This window comes from Achromobacter sp. ACM05 (assembly GCF_019218915.1).
GTDB classification, from domain to species: domain Bacteria; phylum Pseudomonadota; class Gammaproteobacteria; order Burkholderiales; family Burkholderiaceae_B; genus Achromobacter; species Achromobacter animicus.
On the sequence record NZ_JAHUWQ010000003.1, the window covers coordinates 626,970 to 652,959 of the forward strand.

The following is a 25,990-nucleotide window of genomic DNA, read 5'->3' on the forward strand; positions in this document are numbered from 1 at the left end:
ATGATGTCCAAGCTTCGTTCGTTGATCGTCTGGTCCATCGTCTTCACGCAAGTCTGGACGCCCGTGCTGGCGCAGACGCTGCCGATTTCCGCGGACAAGAGCGTGCCCGGCCAGAAGCCGATCGTGGGGGTCAGCAACGGCGTGCCCGTCGTGAACATTGCGCCGCCGTCGGCGGGCGGGGTCTCCAACAACCGCTACACGCAATTCAACGTCGGACCGTCGGGCGTGGTGCTGAACAACAGCGGCGGCGCCAGCCAGACACAATTGGCCGGCCAGGTGGCCGGCAACGTCATGCTGGGCAACCAGCGCGCCACCACCATCCTGAATCAGGTCACCGCGCCGAACCCGTCGCAGCTGATGGGCACGCTGGAAGTCGCCGGCAACCGCGCCAACGTCATCGTCGCAAACCCGGCAGGCATCACCTGCAACGGCTGCGGCTTCCTGAACGCGGACCGCGCCACGCTGACCACGGGCCGCCCGCACGTCGGTCCTGACGGCAACATCGCGTTGGACGTCGCCGGCGGCAAGCTGCGCATTGAAGGCGAGGGGCTGAACGGCACCGCGGCCAGCCAGGTCGACCTCATCGCCCGCACGCTCGAAATCAACGCCGGCGTCTGGGCCGACCGGCTCAACGTCACGGCGGGCGCCGCGCGCGTGGACTACGCGACGGGCAACGCGACGGCCCGCGCGGGCGAAGGTCCGGCGCCCGTCGTGGCGCTGGACACCGCGGCGCTGGGCGGCATGTACGCCAACAGCATCCGCCTGATCGGCACCGAGGCCGGCGTCGGCGTGAACGTGGGCGGCAACCTGGTCGCGCTGACCGGCGATCTGGAGGTCAGCGCATCCGGTGACGTGCGCATCGCACCCAGCGCCGCCATGCAGGCGGGCCGCGATCTGCGGCTGGCGTCGGGGCGTGATGTGGCGGTGGACGGCGCGGTGCAGGCCGCGGGCAATGTGGCGCTTGTCGCTGGCCGTGATGTTGGGATCACCGGCGTGGTGGGCGCGGGCGGCTCGGTTGATGTGAATGCGGCGGGCGACGTGAAGGTGGCCGCACAAGGGGCGTTGCAGACGCAAGGTGCGCTGCGTGTCGCGGCGGGGCAGGATTTGGCGCTGGGTGGCTCGCTGTTGATGGGCGGGCAGGATGTGCGGGTTGAGTCCGGGCGCGATCTGCGGATTGGGGGGGATATGCCGGTGGGTGGTACGCCGCCGGCGGGTGGATCGGGTACGGAAGGGGCGGGCAATGCGGGTGGCGCTGGCTCGGGCGGTTCGAATGGGGGCGGATCGAATTCAGGCGGATCGAATTCAGGCGGTTCCAACGCGGGCGCTGGCGGCGGCGCGGGCGCTGGCGGCGGCGCGGGTGCGGACGGCGGCGCGGCGCAGGCCGGCACGAACGCCAGCGGTCTGGTCACGGCCAAGGGCGCCATTGCATTGACGGCGGGACGTGACGTCGTGCTGCCCGGCCAGGTCACCGCAGCAGGCGCACTTCATGCACAGGCAGCCGGCGATCTGACCGCAGGCGCGACCGCGCAATTGCAATCGGGCGGATCCGCCCAGATCCGTGCCGGCGCGGACCTCAGCCTCGGCGGCCTCGTCGGCGCGCGCGGCGACGTCTCGCTGATGGCAGGGCGCGACGCACGCGTGACGGGCAAGGGGTCGTCCACCGGCCGCGTCGCCCTCGACGCTTCGCGCGACCTGCGCATCGACGCGCCCGCGCAGTGGGACGCGGAAGGCGCGGTTGCCGCGAAGGCAGGCGGCGCCCTGGCGCTGGCCGGCACGCTCCGCGCCAACGGCGACACCACGCTCATGGCAGGCGAAATATTGGCGGTCGACGGCACGGTGTCGGCCGCGTCCGGCGGCATGAATATCTCGGCGGGCGGCGACGTCTCCATCGGTGCGAAGGCCCAGGTGGCCGCGGCCGGGAACGTCGGCCTGACCGCCGGCGGCGACTTGCAAAGCACAGGCAAGATCACCTCCCTGAAAGACCTGTCGCTACAGGCGCCGCGCAACGTCCAGCTCGACGGCGCAACGCTCGCCACCGGCAATCTGCGGCTGCAGGCGGGCGAGACCCTGACGGCGACTTCCGCATCGCGCATTCAAGCGGACGGCTCGGCCACAATGGCTGCCGGCGATGCGTCGGTCGCGGGCGCCTTGATCGCGGGCCAGTCCGCGCAGATCAATACACAAGGCAACCTGCGCGTGGACGGCACGGTGCTGGCCGACGCCGGCACGTTGAAAGCCGTCAGCGGCGGCGACATGACGCTCGGCAAGGACAGCGTCCTGCAGTCCGCGCAGCAACTCACTGGTCAGGCTGGCGGCAAGCTGATCGCAAACGGCACCGTGTCCGGTGAAACCGACATTCAGCTCTCCGCTGCAACCGACGCCCAACTGAACGGCAAGACGGTCGCCAACGGCACGCTTCGCGCCGACGCGGGCGGTGACTTGACGGTAGGCCAGGACGGGCTCGCGCAGGGCAGTGCAAATCTGCATCTGGGCGCGGGCCAGGACCTGCGCATCGCCGGCACGGCCGGCACCGCGCAATCGGCGGCAGGTGTAGGCACTGCGCAGTCGGCGGCAGGTGTAGGCACTGCGCAATCGGCGACAGGTGCAGGCACCGCGCAATCGGCGACAAGCGTCGGCACCGCCCAATCGGCGGCGGGCCCAGGCCGCGTGCTGCGGGCCGAGGCGGGCCGCGATCTCTTTGTGACCGGCCTCGTCACGGCGGGCACGCCCGTCAACCTCTCAGCCACGCGGAGTATCGGCATTGACGGCACGGTCGCGGCCCTTATGGGTGACCTGACGGCCGGCGCGGGCGGACACTTGCAAGTCGGCGCCAACGGCCGCATGCAAGCCGCACAGAACCTGACTGCGACAACCGGCGGCGACCTGGCGTCCGACGGCGCGATTGTTGCCGGCGGCGGCCTGACGCTCGCGGCGACCGGCGATGCCCGTCTGGGCGGCACCGCCGCCGCACTCGGCGAGGCTGGCACGGGCAACCTGCTGCTCACCGGCCGCGATGTGACCGTCAAGCAAGGCGGACAGGTGCAGGCCGCCGGCACGTTTACGGCGCAAGCCCAACGCGACCTCGCCGCTGCCGGCGCACTGGCGTCGGTCGGCGACATGATGCTGGCCGCCGCGCGCGATGCTCGCGTGGAGGGCACGGCCGCCAGCGACGCGAACCTCACGCTTACCGGCCGCAACGTCGCCGTCGGCGCAGCAGGGCTGGCGCAGGCTGCCGGCACACTCACGTCCACCGCGCAAGGCACATTGCTTGCCGCTGGCAGCATGCTGGCCGGCGTCGCGCAGACGCTCACCGCCGGTGACGGCATGACCATCGACGGCACCGTCGCCGCATTGCAGGGCGACCTGACGCTCAACACGTTGCGCGGCGACCTCGTGATGGGATCCGCGTCGACCCAACAGGCCGGCGCGGCAATGACCGCCACCGCAGGCGGCGCGCTGAAAGCGATGGGTTCCGCTGCCGCCGGCCAAGGCATGACGCTGCGCGCTGGCACCGACGCCACGATCGGCGGCATCGCCGCGACGCAGGCCGGCAACGTCACCGTCGACGCAAAGGGTGCGCTGACCACCACGGCCGACGGCCGCATCCAATCCGCTGCAAATATCGACCTGCAATCTGGAGGCCTGCTGCAGAACGCAGGCGTCGTATCCGCAGCCGGCGCCGCCAGTCTGGTGTCAGGCAAAGGTCTGAACAACACCGGCTCCGTGCTCGCCGGCGGCGACCTCACCGCCACGGCGTCTAACGCGCTGACCAACAGCGGCCGCTTCATCGCCGGCGTCGGCGAAGACGGCACGCTCAGTCTGCCCGGCAGCGTCAACCTCACCGCAGCCTTCATCACGCACCCAGGCATTAGCGCGGCCGGCAAGGACATGACGCTGACGGCAGGCGGCATGGACCTGTCCAACGGCAACCTGTCGTCCATCGGCAAGCTCGCGCTCACCTCGCCCGGAGACATCACCACGCGCAACGCGGTGCTGCACGGCGGCAGCCTCGACATCGACGCCGTCAACCTGCGCAACCAAGGCGGCAAGCTGACCTCCGCCGGAGACGCCACGCTGAATCTCGGCGGTGAACTCGACAACACCAACGGCCTGATCGCCGCCGCGGGCGACACCCGCATTGACGCCGCGCGCGTCGGCAATGCCGGCGGTACGCTGGCGGGTTCGAACGTAACGCTGACCGCGACCGGCGCCGTCAACAATCAAGGCGGCCTGATCCAGGCCGACGACACCCTGACCCTGAACGCCGCCAGCCTGGACAACCACGCCACGCTGACCGCAGCCGGATCGCCGCCCAAGGGCGTGCTCGCCAAAACCGCCACCATCGTGGCGGGCGGCATCAACAACCAGGCCGGCTCCATCAGCGCCAGCCAGGACCTGACCCTCGACACCGCCGAACTCGACAACACCGGCGGCGAAATCGCGGCCGGGCGCTACGCGACGGTCAAGGCGGCGGTGCTGAAGAACGCTCAGGGCAAGGTGTTGGCGGGCGAACGCCTTGCCGTCACGATCCAGGCGCTGCAAGGCCTGGGCCTGCTGCAATCCGCGCAGGATCTCTCGTTCACCTACACCGGTTCGCTCAACCAGACCGGCGACATCGCCGCGGGCCGCGACCTGACGATGTCGGTGGGCGGCAACATGGACAACAGCGCCACCGTCAGCGCCGGCCGCGACCTATCCATCACGGCCAACTCGCTCAACAACCAGGCCAGCGGTGAACTGCTGGCCGGACGCAACAACACCATCAACGTCACCAACGGGCTGACCAACTCCGGCCTCATCGACGGCGGCACGACCACCATCAACGCAGGCCGGGTCGACAATTTCGGCCGCATTTATGGCAACGCCATCGCCATCCGCGCTGGAGAACTGGTCAACGGTTCGGGGCCGGGCGGCGGCGCGGTGATTGCGTCGCGTGGTGATCTGGATATCGGCGTCGGGTCGCTCGTGAACAAAGAGCATGGCCTGATCTATGCCGGCGCGGATCTGCGCATCGGTAGCGCGCTGGATGCGACGGGCAAGGCGGTTGGGCAGGCTGCGTCGCTCGTCAATGCGGGAGCCACGATTGAGGCGGCGGGGAATGCGGTAATTTCCGCGGCATCGCTGCAGAACATCAATACGAACTACACCAGCGAGGTTGTGCCGGTTCAGAAGGTTCCCAAACTGTACGTGACGCCGGCGGGTACGACCGACATGTACGACATGGAGACGCACTGGTTGTGCGACGAAGTCACGGCGCTGTGCGGCAAGACGCCGGATTGGCTGGACGACGACCCCGAGCGCAGGTTCCTGCTGCCGTCCACCAAGTACCCCTATGAACGCTATGGCCCGCCGTTCGACTATTCGCTCGGCGGCAGAGGCCAGGCAGGAGTCAGCACTCCCGTCACCCTGCCGTATGTGCCCCCCCGCTACGTCTGCGGCGGCGGAGACGCCGGTGAGTGCTATGACATACCGGAAAAATTCGTGTTCGGCCTCGACGCGCCGATATGGGCGGTTTTCGGCGTGACGCCTCCGGCTCCGCTTCCCGACTGGCAGGAACCCAGCGCGCCCTGCCTCAGCAATCATCCCAGGTGTGTGGAGGAGGCTGCTCAGCGCCTCGCCTATCAGAATGCCTATGAGGCCTATAAAGCGGCGTTCCTGGAACTGGATAAGCGTGTCCGTGAGTTCAATGCCGACTTCCGCACGCGGCTGGTGGGCACCTTCACGTACTACGAAGTCGAAGAGACCATCACCGAGACCCGCACCGTCTCTTCCGATCCCGGCAAGATCCTGTCTGGCGGCGCAATGACGCTCGTCGGCACCGTTACAAACGATAAGAGCCAGATTGCGGCCGGTGGCACGTTGTCGGTCAGCGGCCCCGCCATCAACAACATTGGCGCCGGCGGTCAGCGGGTCATCACACGCATCGGCACCGCCACGGTCACCCAGGCCCGAGATAGCGACCGCAAGGAATATTCCGAGCCCTACAACCGCACCCTGACCGCCGAATCCATCGAGCTGCCAGTCGGCACCTCCGGTGGCAATCTGTCGGTATCCCTTAGTGGCGCGGCGCCCGGCGCCAACGGCGCCACCGCAACCGGCCCGGTTCTGATCGCCAGCCTCGGTCTGCCCAGCGGCAACGTCGTGCGCACCGTCTCCAACCCGGCCACGATCCCCGACAGCCAACTGTTCGCCGTCAACGGCACGCCCGATGCACCCTACGTCGTCGCCACCGACCCGCGCTTCATCGGCAACCGCGAGTCCGTCTCCAGCGATTACCTGTTCGGGCTTCTGCAACAACCCGGCGCACCCGTCGGCAACGCCGGCGCGTCCGGCGCCATCAATACCGGATTGGGGAACACTCCAGGAGGCTTGAACGCTCTGATTCCCGCCGGCGCCAAATTCCTGACCCCGTCGGGTCAACCCCGCCGCCTGGGCGACGGCTTCTACGAACAAAAGCTCGTCGCCGACCAGATCCTGGCCACCACCGGTCAGCGCTTCCTGGAAGGCTTCGGCGACAACGACAGCCAGTACAAGCAACTGCTCGCCAACGGCGCGCAGTTCGCGCTGGATAACGGCATCAAACTCGGCGCCACACTGACCGAAGCGCAGCAACGCCAACTCACCATTGATCTCGTCTGGCTCGTCGAACAGACTGTCACGCTGCCCGACGGCACCACCGAGACCGTGCTGGTACCGCAGGTTTACCTGCTGGTGCGTGAAGGCGACCTGAAGGGCGACGGCACCCTCATGGCCGGCCGCGACGTCAAACTCGCCGCCGACGGCGACATCACCAACAGCGGCACCATCGGCGCCCGCGATGCCACCGTCATGACCGCCGCCAACATCGTCAACCAGGCCGGCGGCCTGATACAGGGCGCCATCGTCGACCTCGCGGCGCGCGAAGACCTGACCAATCTGGTCTCGCTCATCAAGGGCGACAACGTTGCGTTGTCGGCCGGCCGCGACATCGCGCTGACCTCCACGTCCGCGTCCGAAAACAACGGCGCAACCTGGGGTTCCTACGTCTCGGGCGTATCCCGTGTGGACGCGGGCAACCTCAGCCTGCAAGCCGGCCGCGACATCAACCTGACGGCGGCACAAATCACGGCTACGGAAGACGCGCGCCTGCAGGCAGGCCGCGACATCAACCTGGCCACGCTGCAGGAAAGCCATGGCGAATCGCTGGTCCGAAACAAGAAGAACCGGCACGACCTGAGCACTAACTCGGAAGTTGGGTCGTCCATCGGCGCAGACGGCAACCTCACGCTGATCGCAGGACAGGACGTCAATGCCCGCGCCGCGGATGTGACAGCGGGCGAGCAGCTCGCCGTCGGGGCGGGTCGGGATATCAACTTGATGGCGGGCGTGCAGACCGGATCGGCGTACGACGAGGTCCATTACAAGACCAAGGGGTTCCTGTCGTCGAAGACGACGCACACCAAGAAGGCCCGCGACTGGGAGCAATCCCTGGCCACCACCTTCACCGGCGACACCGCCGTGCTGATGGCAGGCCGCGACTTGAACGTGTCGGGCTCGAATGTCGGCGCGCAGAAGGACCTGGTGATGTCGGCCGAGCGCGACGTCAACATCCTGCCCGGTCAGAATGCCCAGGACAGCTACGACTACAAGATGGTCAAGAAGTCCGGCTTTGGCGCCATGGGCGGCCTTAGCTACGGTTCCAGCAAGCAGACTGACTCGCTCGACAGCAAGAAGGTGTTCCACAACGCCAGCACCGTCGGTAGCGTAGAAGGCGATGTCCTGATCAACGCCGGCAACGCGCTGAATATCACCGGCAGCAACGTCATCGCGCCGCAGGGCGACATCACGCTGATCGGCAAGGAAGTCAACATCGGCGCGGCGCTGGATACCACCCAGGAGCGCGAATTCCATGAGATCAAGCAGACTGGACTGAGCATCAATGCAAGTACCCCCTTGGTCGATGCGATGCAGACTGCGGGTCGGATGGGAGATGCGGCGGGTAAGACCGACAACAAAGTAATGCAGGGACTGGCGCTTGCCACAACCGGTCTTGCCGCCGTCAACGCCTACGACGCAGTTGCAGCCGACCCGAAGCGCGCGGGAGGGGTAAGCATCAGCATCAATTTCGGCGTAAGCAAGAGCCAAAGTACGACGGATCGAGCATCTTCCTCGGTTCTGGGTTCGACCGTCGCGGCGGGCAGGGATTTGACCATCCTCGCTGTGGGCGCTGGTGCAGACTCCGACGTCACTGTGACGGGTTCACGCCTGTCGGCGGGGAACAATGCCGTCATCAAAGCGGAGGGAGACATTCTCCTGCAAGCGGCGCAAAACTTTTCCGAGCAGCATACGAAGAATAAGAACTACAGCGGCAGCATCGGTATTGGTGTCGCAGCGAATAGCGACGACGGTATTGGCGTGATGCTGAACATTGGTGCGGGCGGTGGTCGTGGGCGCGCGGACGGCAAAGACACAAGCTGGACTTACACCGATGTGACGGCCGGCAATGTGCTTGCTCTGCAGTCGGGTGGTGACACTTCTCTGATCGGCGCGTCAGGCAGCGCCGATCAAATCATTGCCTCCGTTGGAAAAAACCTTCGGGTCGAAACTCTGCAGGACACCAGTACCTACGATGCCAAGCAGCAAAGCGCAGGGATTCAGGCCAGTATCTGCATTTACGGTTACTGCAAGAGTTCAGTGTCTGGCAACGTGTCGCAAGGCCGAATGGACAGCAACTTCAAGTCGGCCACACAGCAGGCAGGGTTGAAGTCGGGTGACGGCGGCTTCCTGGTTGATGTTGGCGCGAACACCACGTTGATCGGTGCAGTCATTTCCAGCAGCGAGCGCGCAGTGGCCGACGGTCTGAATCGGTTGAATACTGGCACGCTTGTCGTCGAGGATGTTAAGAACACCGCGCGCTACAAAGCCGATCAGATCGCGCTGAGTGGAGGATACAGTTGGGGCGGCAACAGCGGCGGTGAAGCGAAGAAGGGTGACGTAGGTACAAATTCAAAGGGCCAAGCTGCCGGCGGTTCCGAAAAGGTGCCGGGATCGAATTTGCCGACGAATGAGAGCGGCATGTCTGCCGGTATGCCTGTGGTCGCGGCGGCGTCCGGTAATGCAAATTCGACCACGCATAGCGCTATAAGCGGGGGCAGCGTGATCATCCGTGACGACGCGGGCCAGATCGCCTTGACCGGGAAGTCGGCCGCAGAGACGATCGCGTCGCTAAACCGGGATACCTCAGATACGTTAAACGCGCTAAAGCCCATCTTTGACAAGGAGAAGATCGAGGCAGGGTTTGAGATCGTAGCGGAGGCAAGTCGGCAGGCCGGGCAGTTCCTCTCAAATCGTGCAAGAGAGGCTGATGCAATTAGGGCGCAATTGGGAGCCGAGTTGGATAAAGGCGAAGCTGCCGACCCTGATCGTCTGAAGTATCTCAATGCCGAATTCGCCAAGACTAAGAAGTGGGCACTGGGCGGCGATGCCCGAAATGCAGTCACGGTGATCGTGGCAGCTGCTGCAGGCAACGTGACGGGCAGCGCAGGCGACTTTGCGGTAAATGCGGCGGTTGGATACCTGCAAACGCAAGGTGCGAAAGTTGTTAAGGATTGGGCAGATTCTTTGCCTCCTGGCGTGCAGTCGGAAAGTGTGCGGGCCGCGCTCCACGGCGTGCTGGCGTGTGGTTCAGCCGCTGCTCAAGGATCTGCGTGCTCCAGCGCCGCCGCAGGCGCAGGCTTGAGCAGCGTCCTGGGCTATTTGCTCGCTACTTCGACGGATGGCAGTGCTGAGGACATTGAAGCCAAGAACAATCTTCTGAACGGACTTGTCGCTAGCATCGTGGGCGGATTGGGGGGGCAAGCAGCCGCCGCGAGCGCAGCCGCACGCATTGAGTCGGAAAACAATAGTCTTTATAGAAACTCGGCCTCTGTCGCAAAAGCGACCGCCGAACAACGCGCGGCATTGGAACAGGCGTGGGACGAAGGAAATCTCACCCCCGCAGCCTACGAGCAAGCACTTAGGACGCTAGATGTTTCATCGAACAAGATCGATGCGCTTCTAACGATATACAACATACAGAGCGGGGCGGGGATCTCCGAGCAGTTGGCTCAGATGTCCGACGTTCATGTGTCAATGTTCGCCGAGGCGGTTGGCGGATTGTTGACATTCCCTGGTATGTCAATGTCCGCCTATGAGCTGGCGACCGGCGAAACTGCTGCAAGCAAGGAGGAGGCGAATTACTTCTTTGCGGCCCTAGGGGTGGTTCCGGGCGCGCAGCTTGGCAAGGCCGTGGATAAGCTGGGTGACCTGGCGCTGGTTCTAAGGAATGGACCCGCGGTGGAAGCCGCGAAGAGGATCGCGGCTAATCAAGCGCAAGGCAAGAACTTTGAAGAGGCTGTGTTGGCATACTTGGCGGCCGCAAAAAATACGAAGTCGTTTACCACCAATGTAAACGGCAAGTTGGTTACTGTGATTCCCGATGCTGCGGTTGAGGCCGGTAAAATTCTGGAAATAAAGAATGTGGCAAGTCTATCCAGCAGCGCCCAATTTCGCGCCTATGCAAAACTGGTGGAAGAGGGAGGAATTATCAGTAAGGGGCTAGGTGTCGATAATGGAAAGTTTACACAATTCAAAGGTATTGATCTAATAGTGGCTCCTGGTATGAAAATTTCTCGGCCTCTCGAAAGGCTTGTTATTAATAGCGGTGGCTCTATTCAGGTGTTTGATACGACCCAAAATCTTCTCTCACCATGGGTTCGCTAATCGAGGAATCTAAAATGAAAAGTCGTTTTATAGATGTTGATTGTTCGGCTTTGTTGACGCCTTCCTTCGCGGATGCAGATGCTTTCTCCGGACTTATTGAGGATTTTTTAGAAAACTTGCCCGAATTTCGTCCTGAACGCTGGGGGTTCGTGGAGCCAATTAATCTGCAGCTAACAATGGCGGAGGTGCGCAACCTCTTGGGCGATACCGAAAATTCAATAATGTGGAAACGCAAGTCCACTCCAAAAGGGTGGGGTGGTTTTAAAAAAAGAACATACCCGTTGCGCGGACCTCAGTCTGCCAATCATGGTATGTACGTGAAAGCTGAAACGCAAAAATCTGTGGATGCGTTAATTCGCTATCTTCAACATCTAGCGGTTCGGTTCGGTGTGCAGTATGCATTTTGCGATAGCGTTGCGGCCGAGTACAAAATGGTCGGATTCGAAAATGGGTTCGCGCCAACAGCGGGGAATATTCATGTCTTTACCCACACCTTGTCTAAGAAACTTCCGGACATTCTTTGGGCTCAGATATTTGGTCCGGCATACGTCAACCTTTTCGGCCTGGAAAAACTGTTATCGGCACCAGCATACCGAGTGGAGCAATTGGGGCCGGAAACGGTATATATTCAACTTACCGAATCCCTATTTGATTTGCACGATCGCTATGCCGAGGTGGATGCTGTGCGAGACCGTGTAAAGAATCATTTGGATGACAATATATTTTTTAGGCCTGGTAATTCTGCAGATCACGTTTACAAAACTCCCACTTTTCAATTTCCTCAGTAGAAACCGCAACTGTCTGGTTGAATGCCTGAAGTCTGTAGGTCGTCGTACCCGACAGTCGTCAAGCGATCACAAAGGGCGTAAGGCTTGGCTCTTGCCAAGATAACACTTTCGTCTTTGCGGGAAGAGCTGGAGGTTTTTACGAACTGCTGGGTTGATGTGGGATGGCCAAGATGGGAAGCTAGTGACCTCTTAATGCAGGACCAATTAAATAATTAATTTAAGAGAATTTTCAATGTTCAGACTTGTATCGACACTGCTTGCCTCGACTCTTCTGTTTACTACCGACTTAGCTTCTGCGGCAACTAATTCCCACGTGTCGCCAACTGAGGCGCTCCGTCTGTTCGCGAGGTGCGATGCTTCGCTTTTTAATGCGCTAAAGGAAAATCCTAATTTGTTAGGAACAGGCGTAAAGGTAAAAACTCGCGGAAAGGCTGCGACCATCGCGGTGGAAAATCCGCTTGCTGAAAAGGGGCGGGATCAGGTCTTTAGCGAGCCAATCATTATTGACGGGCTACGTCTTATCGCATGGCACGACGAAGTGTCCTATGATATCGACTTTGGCGGTTTCGTATTCTGGGGGTTCCGCGCGGAGGGTAGCCTCAACGCGGTAGCCAAGAAAATAAATAGCGTTCTGCCTACGTCGGAGAAACTCGTCGATGCGGGAAATACCTGGGCTCGTGCTGAAATTCGTAGGATTGGCGATCCGGTAGATTCATGGCGGCCGAATAACACTGGGACTGGTACGGTGACTGCAAATGGAAGCGTCGAGCGCGTACTTTTCCTTGAGAGTGGCACCGCCAACCAAACGAACGTCTTTTGCACGCTTCAGGGTTCGGTGACGCCAGCTTTGCTCCAAGTCTTGCGTCCCGACCTGACCAACGCCGAGTATCCGCAATGAAACTCCTCAACTTAGCAACCTTGGTTGTCCCCCTGGCTCTATTTTCGGTATGCGCCGTCACGCCGAGGGTGGCTTTAGCGGAAGGCTCACCGACTAGCCACGCTCGCACCTGCATGCAAACAAGCAACATGAAATTGACCAAGGACGGCGAAGGATTCGAGGATCCGGACCAGGTCATACGGCTGCTGTCCGATTGTCTTTCGGGCTGGCCCGACGCGCCGACAAAATTTCGGGCGATGTCGCTGCAAATGCGTGCCGCTGCCCACGCGCAAAAGAAGGACTACACCCGTGCCATCGCAGACCGTGAGGAATCAATGCGCTTGATGCCTCCCCGCACAGGCTGGGACATCATCTCACTTGCCAGCGATTATCGGGAGGATGGACAACCGGAACGGGCGGTCGAGTTGCTTCGGACAATGCTCCAAAACAACATGGGTCTTAGAGGAAAGGGCACTACCCCCGGCATGCCGAGTTATTACCATCTCGGACGCTCGCTCATTGCGCTGCAGCACTGGTCGAGTGCCGCAGAAGCGCTTTCTGAGGGCATGAGATACCAACCGGACTATGTATGGGCATATGCCTATCGTGGTCTCGCTTACGACCGGATGAAGCAGACGGAAATGGCGCGGGCGGATGTCGACAAAGTTCGCTCGTTGATCAGGGAGTCCAAACCAGATGCGCGCGAGCGTGACCAAAAGGTTTTTCAGGAGCCGCCGTTCACCGAATTATCGACGAAGTATCCTGAAGCTTCCCCGTCTCAGGTAAAGCAGGATTAATCGATGTCGTCGAGCGACTTGTTCCGAGCCGTTTTCTGCGAATGAGATGCTCTCGGCCTTTTTTCGAAGGTTAAGAACGTCCCGACGGTCGATTTTATTCTGGCTGCTGCGTCCATTCGATAACTCCGCGAGGACAAGGACGAACGCATCGACACCTTCCGCTGCGACTAAGAAGAGTTCTTCACCGTCGTTGAGGTGTTCGATGCTACCGGGCCATGGCAAAACCAGATCTGTAGTCAAACGTGCTGCAAAGGAAGTCGCACAAGGCGAACTCGTTTGATACGCGCTCGCCTGAGCAATTCTTTTCGTACCACTCGTGGCGTCTGAATCGTTCCTCTTCCAATTGAGGGTTTGGCGTCTGTTCTCGGGATGTCAGGCGTGGCGAGTAAGTGCAACCTCACCCCGCTCATATCGGGGCCATCGGTTCTAACGGATCCGTCATCGGCCGATGCGTCATTCCGCAGTCACCCGCCAGCCTTGGATCCCCCAAACCATTTCATGCGTAGGCGCAATCCCTTCCAAAAACGCCTCATCATGCGACACCACGACCATCGCCCCGGGATACGCTCGCAGCGCCTTCTCCATCGCCTCCGCCGACTCAATATCCAGATGATTTGTCGGCTCATCCAGCAATAGCAACTGCGCAGGCGTCTTCCGCCACAACGCGCACGCCAGCGCCGCCTTGAGGCGCTCCCCGCCGCTCAATGTCGCTGCGGGCGCATTGACCAGCTCAGGCCCTAGGCCCAGCAACGCCAATCGACTGCGAAGCTCGCCTTCCGCTAACGTGGCGCCCAGCACCTGCAGCGTCTCCAGCAGCGATTTGTCTTCCGGAATAACGGACGCCCGCTGATCCAGCATGGCCGTCGGCACACGGACGTCGCATACACCCGCGTGCGGAGCCAACTCCCCAGCCAGCATAGACAGCAACGTACTCTTGCCGCACCCGTTCGGCCCGCGAATGGCCAACCGGAACGGGCCAGACAGCGTCATCGTCAGCGCACATACGTCCGCCGGATAGGGCGGTTTCGCATGCTCCAGATGCAGAACGCGGCGACCCGGCGGCACGGCAGTTTCGGGCAGCGCGAGCGCAATGCCTGCCGATTGATCGATCTGTGCAGCAGCCTGCCTTACCGCATCGTCCAACGCGGCAACGGTGTCCTGCCGCCGCACGTTCTCGCGGCCCGCATGAGCTTCGGCATTCGCCTTCTTCATCCCCAGCAGAATCGGCGCCTGGTTCGCATCCCGGGCCTTGCGGGCGTCGCGGGCGTTACGTTGTTGTTGGGCGTCGTGCTGTTGGCGCAGCGTGCGCAGGGTCGCAGTGCGTTCGTTGCGTGCGTGAGCGAGAGACGCTTCGTGCGCGGCGTTCAGACGGTCCCGATGGTCACGGTAGGCTGTGTAGTTGCCGGAATGCACGGAGAGGGTGCCGCGATCCAGTTCGACGATGCAGGACATGGCGTCCAGCAGCGTTCTGTCATGGCTGACGACGATCAAGCCGCCGCGCCAGGCGTCGATCTGGTCCATGAGCCAGCGGCGGGCGCCTGCGTCCAGGTGATTGCTGGGTTCGTCCAGCAGCAAGGCATCGGGGGTCTGCATCAGGGCGCCAGCGAGCGCGACGCGAGTGAGCTCGCCGCCACTGGCAATCGAGGCGGGGTGATCGGGCTGCCACGCGGGCAAGCCGGCGTCGGCGAGCATGCGGGTCCATTCATCGCGGATGCGCCAATGGCCGTCGGTCAGATCGAAGTCTGACTGGCAAGTGCTGCCGGCTTCGATGCTGGACAAGGCCCGCAGAATCAGCACAATGCCGGCGATGTCCGCCAATGTGGTGCCGTCGGTTCGCGGTTGTTCTTGAGGCACGTAGGCGATGCGGCCGCTGCGGACAATTCGGCCGGATTGCGTTTCCATAGCGCCGTTCGCCAAACGCAGCAGCACGGATTTGCCCGCACCGTTGCGGCCGATAAGGCCATAGCGGTTGCTGCCGTCAAAGTCGTGGCTGACGTCGTTGAGCAGGATGCGTCCATCCGGCAGCGCGTGGCTGACGTGACGCAGGCTGAGGAAAGGCGCCGAGGATTGCGGCTGGGAATGCGCTGGTGCGAGCGCGCGGGAAGACTGGGCCATATGAAGCTCTCCGGATTCGATAAGACGCGTTGCGCGCAGCTCAAGCGGTGATCTGGGGGAGGGCTTAGAGGGTCATGGCCGGACGGGTCTCCGCGATGAGGGAATGAGGTTGGTTCGAGCAATGTGCCAAAGGAAAGTTCCTAGGCGCATCGCGAGCAGTGTATTTCAAAGCGAGGCCGAGGAAATCCAGCGACCAGAACGCAACGCCATCGATACCCCGCGCGCGCGCCTCAATCCTCCAGCATTCGCAGATCCGGCGGCCGGTTTTCGATGATCGCTTCCATGCTGAAGAACCCCGTCACCGTGGACAGCTCAAAGTCCGTGATCAGCTTCTGATAGAACCGGTCGTACCCGACCATGCCGCGGCACACGACTTTGATCAGATAGTCCCAGTCGCCGCCGATGCGATAGAACTCCGTGACCTCGGGCAGACGCTCGACGTGCTTTCGGAATCCATCGGCCCAGGCCTTGGCGTGGTGGCTGGTGCGGATCATGACGAAGACAGTGAGGTCCAGACCCAGCGCAACCAGGCTGACTTCGGCCCGGGTGCCGCGGATGATGCCGCAGGCGTTCAATCGTTGAAGCCGGCGCCAGCAGGCGTTCTGCGACAAGCCGACCCTGTCGGCAAGCTCGCGTTGCGAGAGCGCGCCGTCTTTTTGCAGGCAAGAGATGATGCTTAGATCAAGCTTGTCGATTTTTTCCATGGATTCGATCATATGACCCGTTTTCACGTGCTTATGGCAAAAAAACGGTGATGTTTCATCAAGGCATCCATCGTATGATATTTGCGTACTTTTCGGATCCCTCTCGCCATGAATATGCCTTTTGCCGAGGCGCCCGTACGCGTCTCGGCTTCGCCGTTGCAGCAGTTCCAAGACAGCCTGAAGACTTCTGATATCCCGGCGGCGCTTGCCGACGGGCTTATCGGCAAGGATGCCTGCATTGACGGGCCTTTTGGTTCGAAGCCTCTGGTTTACGCGGACTACGTCGCGTCGGGCCGGGCGCTGATGCAGGTCGAACGCTTTGTGCTTGAACAGGTGCTGCCGTATTACGCCAATTCGCACACCGAGGCTTCGTTCTGCGGGGGCTTCATTACGCGGCTGCGGCGCGAGGCGCGCGCAGCCATTGCGCGATGCTGCGGCGCCGGCGATGAGCATGCGGTGATTTTCTCGGGGTCGGGCGCAACGGCGGGTATCAACCGGCTGGTGAATCTGTTCGGCGTGAACGCGGCGGTGGCTGCCGGCCGGAAGGTTCGGGTCATCATCGGACCGTACGAGCATCATTCGAATATCCTGCCGTGGCGCGAATGCGGCGCCGAGATCGTTGAACTGGCAGAAAGCCCCGAAGGCGGCCCGGATCTGGCGCAGTTGGCGCGGGCGCTGGATGCGCCGAAAGATGCGCTGGTGGTTTGCGCGCTGTCGGCCGCGTCGAACGTGACGGGCATCGTGGCGGATGTCGCGGGCATCACGCGACGTGTGAAGGCTGCCGGCGCGAAGATGTTGTGGGACTACGCGGGCGGCGCGCCGTACCTGCCCATCATGATGTCGCCGGCGCCGGATGCGCAGATCGACGCTATCGTGTTTTCACCCCACAAGTTCATCGGCGGGCCCGGGGCCTCGGGCGTATTGATCGTGCGCCGCGACGCGGTGCTCGACACGACGCCGACCTGGCCGGGAGGCGGCACGGTGAAGTTTGTTTCGCCTGTGGGACATGATTACAGCGGCAGTCTGGAATCTCGGGAAGAAGCGGGTACGCCGAATGTGGTGGGGGACATCCGCGCTGCACTGGTGGTGCTGGTGAAGGAAGCGCTGGGCGCGGAATTCATGCAGGAGCGCCATGCGCACTTCGTGCAGCGCGCGCTTGCCGCCTGGAAGGGCGCGGAGCGTCTGGAGCTGCTAGGGTCCTTGACGGCGAACCGTTTGCCGATCTTCTCTTTCCGGGTGCGCGACGGCAAGGGCGGGTTTGTGCATCAGCAACTGGTGACGCGCATGTTGAGCGATCGCTTCGGCATTCAGGCGCGCGGCGGATGCGCTTGCGCGGGACCTTACGTGCATCGTTTGCTGGATATCGACGACGCACAGTCGCTGCAGATGCGGCAGGCGATCATGGACGGCCGCGAGATCGAGAAGCCCGGCTTTGTGCGGTTGAATTTCAGCGCGCTGCTGTCTGACGCTAAGGCGGACTTCATTCTGGAATCGGTGCTTGCGTTGGCGGCCGACGCGCCGGAGTACGAATCCCTGTATGGCTTTGATCCCAGCCGCGCGATTTTCTTTCCGCGCGATGCCGCCCAGCAGGCGGCATAGGAACCAGGTAGTTGATGATCGCGATTGAGGCCGCTGGATCGGCCACGATCGCGATGTCTTTTCAGGACACGGCGGCAGCGATGGCGCGAATCGCACCGGTATCCGCCGACGGGAATGAGAACGCGGGCGCAATGCCCGGCCGGTATTTCAATACCGTCATCAGTCCTTCATGTGCAGCCCGCAGGTCCGGATCCACGAGGCTTTCATGCCGCTAAGATCATCAGACGCGCCCGTCAACGTGCGCGTGACCTGATCCGAAAACTGCACGCCGTCGCGGCGGCACGCCTCGAAGTCGTCGCTTAAGGCAAAGCGCGCGTCCAGCAGGTCCAGCCGGCCCTGGCACAGCTCCCGATTCAGTTCCAGATTATTTGAGGCCTCGCGCGTGCGTTGGACGTCCTGAGCCTGTTTGATGCGGGCCAGCTCGGTATCGACGCGCGCGATGCAGCCGTCGTCGGCAAATGCGGACGTGCTAACGCACGCGGCGATGATGAGAAGAATGGCGAGGGACGGGCGGTGCAAGACGGCCATGCGGAAGAACCTTCGTGGTGCGTGATGAATGGCTTGCATCATAACTGCTGGCTAAAGTTTCTCGCCGGTGCGGCCGTTAACGCCGATACAGCGTTTATCGGCCATCAGGAGGCCAACTCCATGTTCAATATCATTTCCATCGTCCTGACGATCGTCGCGTTGATCGCCTGGGCCGTGCATCGTCAGCAGAAGCGGCACAAGGCGTTGTTGACAAAGTTTCGCGAACACAATCGGCGGTTGGGCACGGCCTTTCCGGAAGACAGCGTCGACAGCGAGTTGATTCTGAGCGACAAGGACAAGAAGGTCGTCATCGCGTTCGATCCGCAAAGCCAGAAACTGTGCATGGTGGATGGCGCAAAGGACCCGGGCGAGGTCCTGGACTTTGCCTATATCCGCAAGTGGCAGCTCAAATGGACCGAGACGTCAGGCAGCGGAAACCTGTCGTTCCTGAACGTTCACTTCGACTTTTCCACCAACGACCTGAAACGGCCATTGATCCGCATTCCTGTCGCTGGAAAGGGCTATGGCGACACGTGGAATAGCCGGCTGGGAATCCTTCTGCAGGGCTGAAGCGACATTGCATTGAAGCGGCAGTGCGGAGGCCGAAGAATGCCGGATCGCTGCACCGCATTTGCCGATTGGTGCGTGGCGCTATCGGCAAGCCTCATCCGCACGCGTCCCGCACGCGTCCGGGATAAGGGACCCTACCCACGGCGTAATACTCGGCGCGCTGCGCAACGCAGCCGTGGCACAGGCATCAGTCACTGTGCAAAAAGCCAGTTTACCGCTCTGAAAATCTGTCCTACCGTCCTTAACAGATCAATGGCTATCGAAGCCCGAGTTGCTGCTTCCTTTCAAACTGCCAGCGGTCACCCCTTCTGTTTTATCAACGCTTGACGACGGAGATGAAAGAGAATGACAAACACGCTTATCAGTGTCGATCTGGAACAATCCCCCTACGAAAACAAGCAGATCCACAACCGCTGGCATCCGGATATTCCGATGGCGGTGTGGGTGAAGCCCGGGGACGATTTCATTTTGGAAACCTATGACTGGACGGGCGGCGCGATCAAGAATGACGACAGTGCCGATGACGTGAGGGACGTGGATTTGTCGACCGTGCATTTTCTGTCCGGGCCCGTGGGGGTGGAGGGTGCAGAGCCGGGCGATCTGCTGGTGGTTGATCTGCTGGATATCGGCGCCAAGCCGGACAGTCTGTGGGGATTCAACGGATTTTTCAGCCGCAACAATGGCGGCGGCTTCCTGACGGACCATTTTCCGCACGCACAGAAATCGATCTGGGACTTTCACGGCATGTTCACGTCGTCCCGGCACATCCCTGGCGTCAATTTCGCGGGCCTTATCCATCCTGGGCTGATCGGCTGCCTGCCTGACAGAAAGCTGCTGGACGAATGGAACCGGCGCGAGCAGGCCCTGATCGATACCAATCCAGATCGCGTGCCGCCGCTGGCCAATCCGCCAGCACCCAAGACCGCGCACATGGGGGCCTTGCAGGGCGCCGACCGCGACCGCGCAGCGGGCGAGGGGGCGCGCACGGTTCCGCCGCGCGAGCATGGCGGCAATTGCGACATCAAGGATTTGTCGCGCGGGGCGCGGGTGTTCTTTCCGGTGTATGTGAAGGGCGGCGGCCTGTCGGTGGGGGATCTGCATTTTTCGCAGGGCGATGGCGAGATCACGTTTTGCGGCGCCATCGAAATGGCCGGCTGGGTGCACATGCGCGTATCGCTGATCAAGGGCGGCATGGACAAGTATGCGATCCGCAACCCCATCTTCAAGCCCAGTCCGATCACGCCGGCCTATAAGGACTTTCTGATCTTCGAGGGAATTTCCGTCGATGAAGCGGGCAAGCAGCATTATCTGGACGTGAATGTGGCCTACCGGCAGGCGTGTCTGAACGCCATCGAATACCTGAAGAAGTTCGGCTATTCGGGCGCGCAGGCTTATTCGCTGCTGGGGTGCGCGCCGGTGCAGGGGCACATCAGCGGCGTGGTGGACATTCCCAATTCGTGCGCCACGCTCTGGCTGCCCACCGAGATCTTCGACTTCGACATCCAGCCGTCCGCGAGCGGTCCCGTCAAGCACATCAAGGGCGATGTGGACATGCCGCTGTCGCGCGATCTGTAGGAGACGACGATGCCGATGTATGACTATGCGTGCGCGGATTGCGGCGCTTTTGCCGCGCTTCGGCGGTTGGCGCAGTGGCGGGATCCGGCGGCCTGCCCGCAGTGCGGGGCGTTGTCGGACCGCATTGTGGGCGGTGCCCCAGCGGTGTCGGCGCTGTCCTCGGCCATGAACCGGGCGCACGCGGCGAACGAGCGCAGCGCCAATGAGCCGCGCAGCACGCGCGCGGGGCACGGCATGAACTGCGGGTGCTGCGGCAGCGGGCGTTCGCGGGGAAGAACGCGCACATCGCGAGACGGCGCAAAGTCATTCGCGGGCGCGCGGCCCTGGATGATCAGTCACTAACGCACGCTGCGGCCCGGGCGCCTCTGCATGGCGCCCGGCCTGCGGTGCGGCAGGTTGTCGCGAGGCAGCCTAGGCCTGGGCCTGCGCCGCCGGTTCCAGCGGCGCCACGGCGGCGCCCTGGATCTTGTGGCGCGCCAGCGCTTCGGCGACAAAGCCGGATTTCTTCATGGCTTCCACGTAGGCGGCCAGGTAGGCGCTGGCCTTGGCGCCGCGGCTCTTGGGCACGCCCATGGCCTGGCGGATCAGCATGAAGTGACCGTCCAGAAGGCGCAGCCCGCCCAGACGCTGCGCGTCGGCTTCGAGTTGTTGCTTGACGCCCGCGGCGACCTCCATGTTTTCCTGCACGAAGGTGTCGACGACGGCGGGCGAAGTAGGGGCGCGAAAGATCTCGGCCTGCTTGAGTTCGCGCGTCAGGTACAGGTCATAGGCGCTGCCCTTGCCGACCACGACGCGGTGGCCGGCGCGGTCGACCTCGTCTTTGTTGACGATGGGCGAGTCCTGGCGCACCAGATAAGCGCCTTCGATAACGACATACGGCGCGGTGAAGGCGATCTGTTCGCCGCGCAGCGGGTCTATAGCGAAAAAGCCTACGTCGGCCTGTTCGGCGGCGACGGCATTGACGGATTCGCCGGCGGACTTGAAGACCACCAGTTCCAGCTTCACGTTGAGCCGGCGCGCGAGTTCAGTGGCCAGGTCCACCGACACGCCACCAGGCTGGCCGGTGGCGGGATCGGTGTTGGCGAGGATGGGATTGCCCAGGTTGATGGACGCGCGCAGCGCGCCCGTCGGGGCGAAGGCAGACAGCATTTCGTGATCGGTCTTCATGGCTTCCTTGCTGGATGAAACGCGCCGCCGGGCGCGGTCGATGCCAGAGGATAGCCTCAAAGGCGGCGGCGGCGCGATGGCTTATTGCACGCGGCGCAGCACGTAATGCGCCGCGAGCGGGCCGGTGGGGCGCGTGCCGTCGCGGTAGAGCATCGTTACCTGGTTCTCGCCGACGAAGTAACGCTGGCTATCGCCTGCGGCGTCCAGCCGGATCGTGCTGCCGTCAGACTCCCAACTGAAGGTGCCCGTCACGATCTCGGGCTGTGGCTGGCGGTCCAGGTACTGGGTCAGCTTTTCGTAGCGGCCATCCTTCATCAGCGTCAGGCGGGCGCGGATGCCGGGGCAGTCGGCGCAGGGCAGGGTGCCTTCGTAGCTGCCGGGCCAGTCCAGGGAGTCGCGGGAGGTATGGTGGTCTACCGGCACCGATCGGGCGGTGATGGGCTTTGACGGGGCGCAGCCGGCGAGCAGCGCAAGACTCAGGGTGCAGGTCAGGGTGGTTTTCATCATGGCGAGCTCCTGTGTGACGGACTGGCTTATTGGCTGATCTCAGATGGCCAGACGCGTCCTCACGATACGGACAGTAACGGGCCCATGCTGAAACGGGATGTAAGGCCGATGCGTGTCATAAACATCCAACCGGCGCGGCCAGGCGTGCGCTAAGCTCGGCCTTCCTTGCGCGTGAGGCGGCATTAGGCTGCCGGCGCAGCGATAGCGGCACAAGGCGACAGGGCCGCGAGGCGCAAGGCAACAGAACCACAAGGCAACGGAACCACAAGGCAACAGGACTACAGCATGAAAGGCGAGCATCACTACAGCGTTACCGTCGAATGGACCGGCAACACCGGCGCCGGTACGGCCGGCTACGCGGCCTATTCCCGCGACCACGTCATCCAGGCCGCCGGCAAGCCCGAGGTGCCGGGATCGTCGGACCCCGCCTTCCGCGGCGATGCCTCGCGCTGGAATCCCGAAGACATGCTGGTGGCCTCGCTATCGGCGTGCCACAAGCTCTGGTATCTGCACCTGTGCGCGGTGGAAGGAGTGACCGTGCAGGCCTATCGGGACGAGGCCGAAGGCGTCATGCAGGAAGATCCGGAACGCGGCGGCGCGTTTGCATCGGTCACGTTGCGGCCCCAGGTCACCATCGGCGCGGGCGACGACGCCGCGCTGGCGGAACAGCTGCACGAACGCGCGCACCACTGCTGCTTCATTGCCAATTCGGTGAATTTTCCGGTACGGTGCGAGCCGCGCATTGCGATCCAGTCCTCCCCCTGACGCCATTCCCATGACATCCGCCCTGATCGTGATCGACGTGCAACGCGCGTTGTTCGAAACCTCGCCGCCGCCCTTCGAGGCCGCGCAGGTGCTGGCCCGCATCAATGCGTTGGCCGAACGTGCCCGTGCGGCCGGTGCGCCGGTTGTTTACGTCCAGCATGAAAGTCCCGGGTCCGATCTGGCGCATGGTGAGCCGGGGTGGGACCTGGATACGCGCCTCGCGCCGGCCGCCGACGACTTCCGTGTCCGCAAGACGACGCCTGATTCGTTTCTTCGAACGGAATTGGGGCAGGTGTTGGCGAAGCGGGGCGTTACGCATCTGGTGGTGTGCGGGTACGCGACAGAGTTCTGCGTGGACACGACCGTGCGGCGGGCGGCGGGGTTGGGGCTGGCGGTCACGCTGGCGGCCGACGCGCATACCACGCACGACAAGCCTCATGCGGACGGCGGCCAGATCCGGGCGCATCACAACGCCACGTTGCCGGCAATTTCCAGCTTTGGTGTGAAGATCGCCGCTGTGGCGGCCGCTGATCTCTTTACGGGCGGTGCGTCGCGATGAATGTGATGGATCCCGAACTGCTGGCGCTGCTGGTGACGCGCGACATGCCGTTTGGCAAGTACAAGGGCAGGTTGATCGCCGACCTGCCCGGACCGTATCTGGCGTGGTTCGCGCGCAAGGGCTTTCCGTCGGGAGAGCTGGGCCGCTTGCTGGCCTTGATGCACGAACTGGATCACAACGGCTTGTCATCGCTGCTGGATCCGCTGCGCAAGACCCGGCGCGCGTCCTGAGACCCGCCGCGGAAACCGCAGGAAACAACTGGCGGGGATGATGTTGCGTCTTGGCACGACGCCTGCCATCCACCGGGGATACGATTAGGCGGTGCGCCCGGCCCTCGGCCCGGGCGCTGACTCATCTAACCGAGGTCGCCATGAACAAAAAACACGTATCCGCTTTCCTGTTTGCCGCCCTGTGCGCGGCGGGCGCTGCCCACGCCCAGAACGTCGCGCCCGGCGCCACGCAGGAGATGCAGTTTCCCTCGGCCCAGGGCAGCCTGTCGCCACCCTCGACGCTGCGCATGACCGTAACGCCCGAAGCCCCGCCGCCCGCACCGATCCGCGACACGCCCCAAAGCCAGGCCGAGTTCCAGCGCTGCCGTACGGTGTCGGACCGCGCAGCCACGTCGAATGCGCAGATGCAGGCCGGCGTCGAGCAATGTCTGCGCGAACTGGAACAGCGCCGCCAGCAGCAATAAGCGCCCAGGGGAATCCAGGGCCGGAGCCAGAGCGGGTACACTTGTGCGCCGTTTTGCTCTAAGCGCCTGAATTCCCATGATTTCCACCGCCTGCGGCGTCGACTTCGGCACCTCCAATTCCACCGTCGGCTGGAGCCGTCCCGACCAACACGCGCTCCTCGCGCTGGAGGACGGCAAGACCACCTTGCCGTCGGCCATCTTCTTTCACGACGAGGACGCCGAGGTCAGCTATGGCCGCGCGGCCATCTCCGACTACCTGGCGGGTTACGACGGGCGCCTGATGCGCTCGATGAAGAGCCTCTTGGGCAGCTCGCTCATCGACGGCTCTACGGAAGTGCAGGGCCGTTCCATCCCTTTCCGTGTCCTGCTGACGCGCTTCATCGCTGAATTGAAGGCGCGCGCCGAGACCGCCGCCGGGCGCGGCTTTACCCGTGCCGTGCTGGGCCGTCCGGTGTTTTTCGTGGACGATCATCCCGCGTCCGACAAGATGGCGCAGGACACGCTGGAAGAGATCGCGCGCAACGTCGGGTTTACCGACATCGAGTTCCAGTTCGAGCCGATGGCCGCCGCTTTCCACTATGAGTCGCAGATCAGCCGCGAGGAACTGGTGCTGGTGATCGACATCGGCGGGGGGACGTCGGACTTTTCGCTGATCCGGCTGGGGCCGGACCGCGCGGCCAAGCCGGACCGCCGCGACGACATCCTGGCCTACGGCGGCGTGCATATCGGCGGGGTGGATTTTGACAAGCAATTGAGCCTGGCGCACGTGATGCCGCTGCTGGGCCTGGGCAGCCAGTTGCGCAGCGGCAAGGACGTGCCGTCGACGCAATACGGCAACCTGGCCTGCTGGCACACCATCAACCAGGCCTACACGCGCAAGGCGGCCGAGCATTTTGCCTATATCCGCGCCGAGGCCGGCGACCGCCAGAAGATCGATCTGCTGCTGAACCTGGTGAAGGAGCGTGCGGGCCACTGGGTGGCGGTGCAGGTGGAAGAAGCCAAGATCGCGCTGTCCGAGGCGCCCGCCGCGCGCATCGACCTGTCGCGCGTCGCGCCGGATCTGGGTGTCGAGGTGACGCGCCCGTCGTTCGACGCGAGCGTGGGACGCTTGATCGACAAGGTCGAGACCACCGTGGGCCAGTTGCTGCGCGATGCGGGCGTGTCGACGGCGGACGTGGATACCGTGTTCTTCACGGGCGGCTCAAGCCGTGTGCCGCGCCTGCGCGAAAGCGTGTCCCGGCTGGTGCCCGAGGCGCGCAGCGTGGAAGGCGATCTCTTCGGCAGCATCGGCGCGGGTCTTGCGCTGGATGCCGCGCGCAAGTTCGGCTGACCGGCCGCCGGCGGGGCGGTGGTAAGCTGCCAGGCGAGCCGGCAACGGCTCGCCGCCCCTCTCAGTTTCCGATTCAGACGTCCTCATGACCCGACCCGCCGATACCCATCTCGTCGAAACGCTCCTCGAAAGCGAGGCTCCGTATAACGGCAGCTTCCTGAAGATCCGCCGCGATACCGTCAGCCTGCCCAACGGCCATACCGGTATCCGCGAGTACGTGGTGCACCCGGGGGCGGTGGTGGTGATTCCGCTGCTCGACGATGGCCGGGTGCTGCTCGAGCGGCAGTTCCGATATCCCATCGGCCGCGTGATGACGGAATTTCCCGCGGGCAAGCTGGATCCGGGTGAGGATCCGCTGGTATGCGCCAAGCGGGAACTGCTGGAGGAAACGGGCTATACCGCCGGCCAATGGGCCCATGCGGGCGCCTTGCATCTGGCCATCGCCTATTCCACTGAAATCATTCACATCTTCTTTGCGCGCGGCCTGCGGGCAGGCGAGCGCCAGCTCGACCAGGATGAATTTCTGGATGTCATCAGCAAGCACCCCGAGGAGCTGCTGGCGGCGTGCAGCCAGGGTGAGGTCACCGACGCCAAGACGCTGACCTGCGTACTGTGGATGCAGAACGTGCTGTCCGGCGCCTGGAAGCTGGACTGGCAGGACAACGTCGCCTGAGC

General features: G+C 63.1%; 19 protein-coding genes. 14 read left to right on the top strand and 5 right to left on the bottom strand.

Going from position 1 to position 25,990, the window contains the following annotated elements; translation table 11 throughout:
- The 4 genes from KW836_RS21345 to KW836_RS21360 all read left to right on the top strand — a co-directional run bounded on the left by KW836_RS21345 (nucleotide 1) and on the right by KW836_RS21360 (nucleotide 13,202).
- The gene (locus KW836_RS21345) at nucleotides 1-10,740 is read left to right on the top strand and encodes a hemagglutinin repeat-containing protein (RefSeq protein ID WP_218344689.1); all 10,740 of its coding nucleotides are present in this window, start codon (nucleotides 1-3) and stop codon (nucleotides 10,738-10,740) included.
- A gap of 14 nt (nucleotides 10,741-10,754) precedes the next feature.
- Nucleotides 10,755-11,528, top strand: coding sequence for a hypothetical protein (locus KW836_RS21350; RefSeq protein ID WP_218344690.1), 774 nt, complete (start codon nucleotides 10,755-10,757; stop codon nucleotides 11,526-11,528).
- A 232-nt stretch (nucleotides 11,529-11,760) separates the two neighbouring features.
- On the top strand, nucleotides 11,761-12,426 hold the full coding sequence (locus tag KW836_RS21355; protein WP_218344691.1) for a hypothetical protein: 666 nt from the start codon (nucleotides 11,761-11,763) through the stop codon (nucleotides 12,424-12,426).
- 128 nt (nucleotides 12,427-12,554) lie between these two features.
- Nucleotides 12,555-13,202, top strand: coding sequence for a tetratricopeptide repeat protein (locus KW836_RS21360; RefSeq protein WP_218344692.1), 648 nt, complete (start codon nucleotides 12,555-12,557; stop codon nucleotides 13,200-13,202).
- 453 nt (nucleotides 13,203-13,655) lie between these two features.
- Here the strand turns inward: KW836_RS21360 and KW836_RS21365 are convergent, their stop codons facing one another.
- The gene (locus KW836_RS21365; RefSeq protein ID WP_218344693.1) at nucleotides 13,656-15,317 is read right to left on the bottom strand and encodes an ABC-F family ATP-binding cassette domain-containing protein; all 1,662 of its coding nucleotides are present in this window, start codon (nucleotides 15,315-15,317) and stop codon (nucleotides 13,656-13,658) included.
- A 230-nt stretch (nucleotides 15,318-15,547) separates the two neighbouring features.
- On the bottom strand, nucleotides 15,548-16,021 hold the full coding sequence (locus KW836_RS21370) for an Lrp/AsnC family transcriptional regulator (protein WP_255596037.1): 474 nt from the start codon (nucleotides 16,019-16,021) through the stop codon (nucleotides 15,548-15,550).
- Nucleotides 16,022-16,129: 108 nt separating this feature from the next.
- Here KW836_RS21370 and KW836_RS21375 point away from each other — a divergent pair, with 108 nt between their 5' ends.
- Complete coding sequence (locus KW836_RS21375; protein WP_255596038.1) at nucleotides 16,130-17,620, top strand: aminotransferase class V-fold PLP-dependent enzyme; 1,491 nt, start codon at nucleotides 16,130-16,132, stop codon at nucleotides 17,618-17,620.
- A gap of 159 nt (nucleotides 17,621-17,779) precedes the next feature.
- Here KW836_RS21375 and KW836_RS21380 read toward each other — a convergent pair whose 3' ends face one another.
- On the bottom strand, nucleotides 17,780-18,148 hold the full coding sequence (locus tag KW836_RS21380) for a hypothetical protein (protein ID WP_218344694.1): 369 nt from the start codon (nucleotides 18,146-18,148) through the stop codon (nucleotides 17,780-17,782).
- Between KW836_RS21380 and KW836_RS21385 the strand changes: the two genes are divergently transcribed.
- The 3 genes from KW836_RS21385 to KW836_RS21395 all read left to right on the top strand — a co-directional run bounded on the left by KW836_RS21385 (nucleotide 18,134) and on the right by KW836_RS21395 (nucleotide 20,635).
- Nucleotides 18,134-18,718, top strand: a complete 585-nt coding sequence (locus KW836_RS21385) for a hypothetical protein (protein ID WP_246283032.1) — start codon at nucleotides 18,134-18,136, stop codon at nucleotides 18,716-18,718. The genes KW836_RS21380 and KW836_RS21385 overlap by 15 nt on opposite strands.
- 345 nt (nucleotides 18,719-19,063) lie before the next feature.
- Complete coding sequence (gene fmdA, locus KW836_RS21390; RefSeq protein ID WP_175138433.1) at nucleotides 19,064-20,293, top strand: formamidase; 1,230 nt, start codon at nucleotides 19,064-19,066, stop codon at nucleotides 20,291-20,293.
- A 9-nt stretch (nucleotides 20,294-20,302) separates the two neighbouring features.
- A complete protein-coding gene (locus tag KW836_RS21395) occupies nucleotides 20,303-20,635 on the top strand; it encodes a zinc ribbon domain-containing protein (protein ID WP_175138432.1) in 333 nt (110 codons plus the stop codon).
- Between the two features lie 69 nt (nucleotides 20,636-20,704).
- Here KW836_RS21395 and KW836_RS21400 read toward each other — a convergent pair whose 3' ends face one another.
- Nucleotides 20,705-21,460, bottom strand: coding sequence for an ABC transporter substrate-binding protein (locus KW836_RS21400; protein WP_218344695.1), 756 nt, complete (start codon nucleotides 21,458-21,460; stop codon nucleotides 20,705-20,707).
- An 81-nt stretch (nucleotides 21,461-21,541) separates the two neighbouring features.
- The gene (locus tag KW836_RS21405) at nucleotides 21,542-21,967 is read right to left on the bottom strand and encodes a copper resistance protein NlpE (RefSeq protein WP_175123544.1); all 426 of its coding nucleotides are present in this window, start codon (nucleotides 21,965-21,967) and stop codon (nucleotides 21,542-21,544) included.
- A 285-nt stretch (nucleotides 21,968-22,252) separates the two neighbouring features.
- On the opposite strand from KW836_RS21405, the gene KW836_RS21410 reads away from it, so the two are divergent.
- From KW836_RS21410 to KW836_RS21435, 6 genes are all read left to right on the top strand, one after another.
- The gene (locus KW836_RS21410; protein WP_218344696.1) at nucleotides 22,253-22,732 is read left to right on the top strand and encodes an OsmC family protein; all 480 of its coding nucleotides are present in this window, start codon (nucleotides 22,253-22,255) and stop codon (nucleotides 22,730-22,732) included.
- A gap of 10 nt (nucleotides 22,733-22,742) precedes the next feature.
- Nucleotides 22,743-23,291, top strand: a complete 549-nt coding sequence (locus KW836_RS21415; protein ID WP_218344697.1) for a cysteine hydrolase family protein — start codon at nucleotides 22,743-22,745, stop codon at nucleotides 23,289-23,291.
- Nucleotides 23,292-23,296: 5 nt separating this feature from the next.
- Nucleotides 23,297-23,521, top strand: a complete 225-nt coding sequence (locus tag KW836_RS21420) for a DUF3820 family protein (RefSeq protein WP_218344794.1) — start codon at nucleotides 23,297-23,299, stop codon at nucleotides 23,519-23,521.
- 140 nt (nucleotides 23,522-23,661) lie between these two features.
- Complete coding sequence (locus KW836_RS21425; protein ID WP_218344698.1) at nucleotides 23,662-23,985, top strand: hypothetical protein; 324 nt, start codon at nucleotides 23,662-23,664, stop codon at nucleotides 23,983-23,985.
- 76 nt (nucleotides 23,986-24,061) lie between these two features.
- Nucleotides 24,062-25,315: an Hsp70 family protein gene (locus KW836_RS21430; protein WP_218344699.1), complete on the top strand. Its 1,254-nt coding sequence runs from the start codon at nucleotides 24,062-24,064 to the stop codon at nucleotides 25,313-25,315.
- A gap of 85 nt (nucleotides 25,316-25,400) precedes the next feature.
- Nucleotides 25,401-25,988, top strand: a complete 588-nt coding sequence (locus tag KW836_RS21435; RefSeq protein WP_218344700.1) for an NUDIX domain-containing protein — start codon at nucleotides 25,401-25,403, stop codon at nucleotides 25,986-25,988.
- The last annotated feature ends 2 nt before the right edge of the window (nucleotides 25,989-25,990 follow it).

Coding starts and splice junctions, on each gene's coding strand:
- KW836_RS21370 (WP_255596037.1), bottom strand. CDS start 16,021: ATGGAAAAAATCGACAAGCTTGATCTAAGCATCATCTCTTGCCTGCAA.
- KW836_RS21380 (WP_218344694.1), bottom strand. CDS start 18,148: ATGGCCGTCTTGCACCGCCCGTCCCTCGCCATTCTTCTCATCATCGCC.
- KW836_RS21430 (WP_218344699.1), top strand. CDS start 24,062: ATGATTTCCACCGCCTGCGGCGTCGACTTCGGCACCTCCAATTCCACC.
- KW836_RS21410 (WP_218344696.1), top strand. CDS start 22,253: ATGAAAGGCGAGCATCACTACAGCGTTACCGTCGAATGGACCGGCAAC.
- KW836_RS21355 (WP_218344691.1), top strand. CDS start 11,761: ATGTTCAGACTTGTATCGACACTGCTTGCCTCGACTCTTCTGTTTACT.
- KW836_RS21435 (WP_218344700.1), top strand. CDS start 25,401: ATGACCCGACCCGCCGATACCCATCTCGTCGAAACGCTCCTCGAAAGC.
- KW836_RS21400 (WP_218344695.1), bottom strand. CDS start 21,460: ATGAAGACCGATCACGAAATGCTGTCTGCCTTCGCCCCGACGGGCGCG.
- KW836_RS21405 (WP_175123544.1), bottom strand. CDS start 21,967: ATGATGAAAACCACCCTGACCTGCACCCTGAGTCTTGCGCTGCTCGCC.
- KW836_RS21395 (WP_175138432.1), top strand. CDS start 20,303: ATGCCGATGTATGACTATGCGTGCGCGGATTGCGGCGCTTTTGCCGCG.
- KW836_RS21420 (WP_218344794.1), top strand. CDS start 23,297: ATGGATCCCGAACTGCTGGCGCTGCTGGTGACGCGCGACATGCCGTTT.
- fmdA (WP_175138433.1), top strand. CDS start 19,064: ATGACAAACACGCTTATCAGTGTCGATCTGGAACAATCCCCCTACGAA.
- KW836_RS21350 (WP_218344690.1), top strand. CDS start 10,755: ATGAAAAGTCGTTTTATAGATGTTGATTGTTCGGCTTTGTTGACGCCT.
- KW836_RS21360 (WP_218344692.1), top strand. CDS start 12,555: ATGAAATTGACCAAGGACGGCGAAGGATTCGAGGATCCGGACCAGGTC.
- KW836_RS21345 (WP_218344689.1), top strand. CDS start 1: ATGATGTCCAAGCTTCGTTCGTTGATCGTCTGGTCCATCGTCTTCACG.
- KW836_RS21365 (WP_218344693.1), bottom strand. CDS start 15,317: ATGGCCCAGTCTTCCCGCGCGCTCGCACCAGCGCATTCCCAGCCGCAA.
- KW836_RS21415 (WP_218344697.1), top strand. CDS start 22,743: ATGACATCCGCCCTGATCGTGATCGACGTGCAACGCGCGTTGTTCGAA.
- KW836_RS21375 (WP_255596038.1), top strand. CDS start 16,130: ATGAATATGCCTTTTGCCGAGGCGCCCGTACGCGTCTCGGCTTCGCCG.
- KW836_RS21425 (WP_218344698.1), top strand. CDS start 23,662: ATGAACAAAAAACACGTATCCGCTTTCCTGTTTGCCGCCCTGTGCGCG.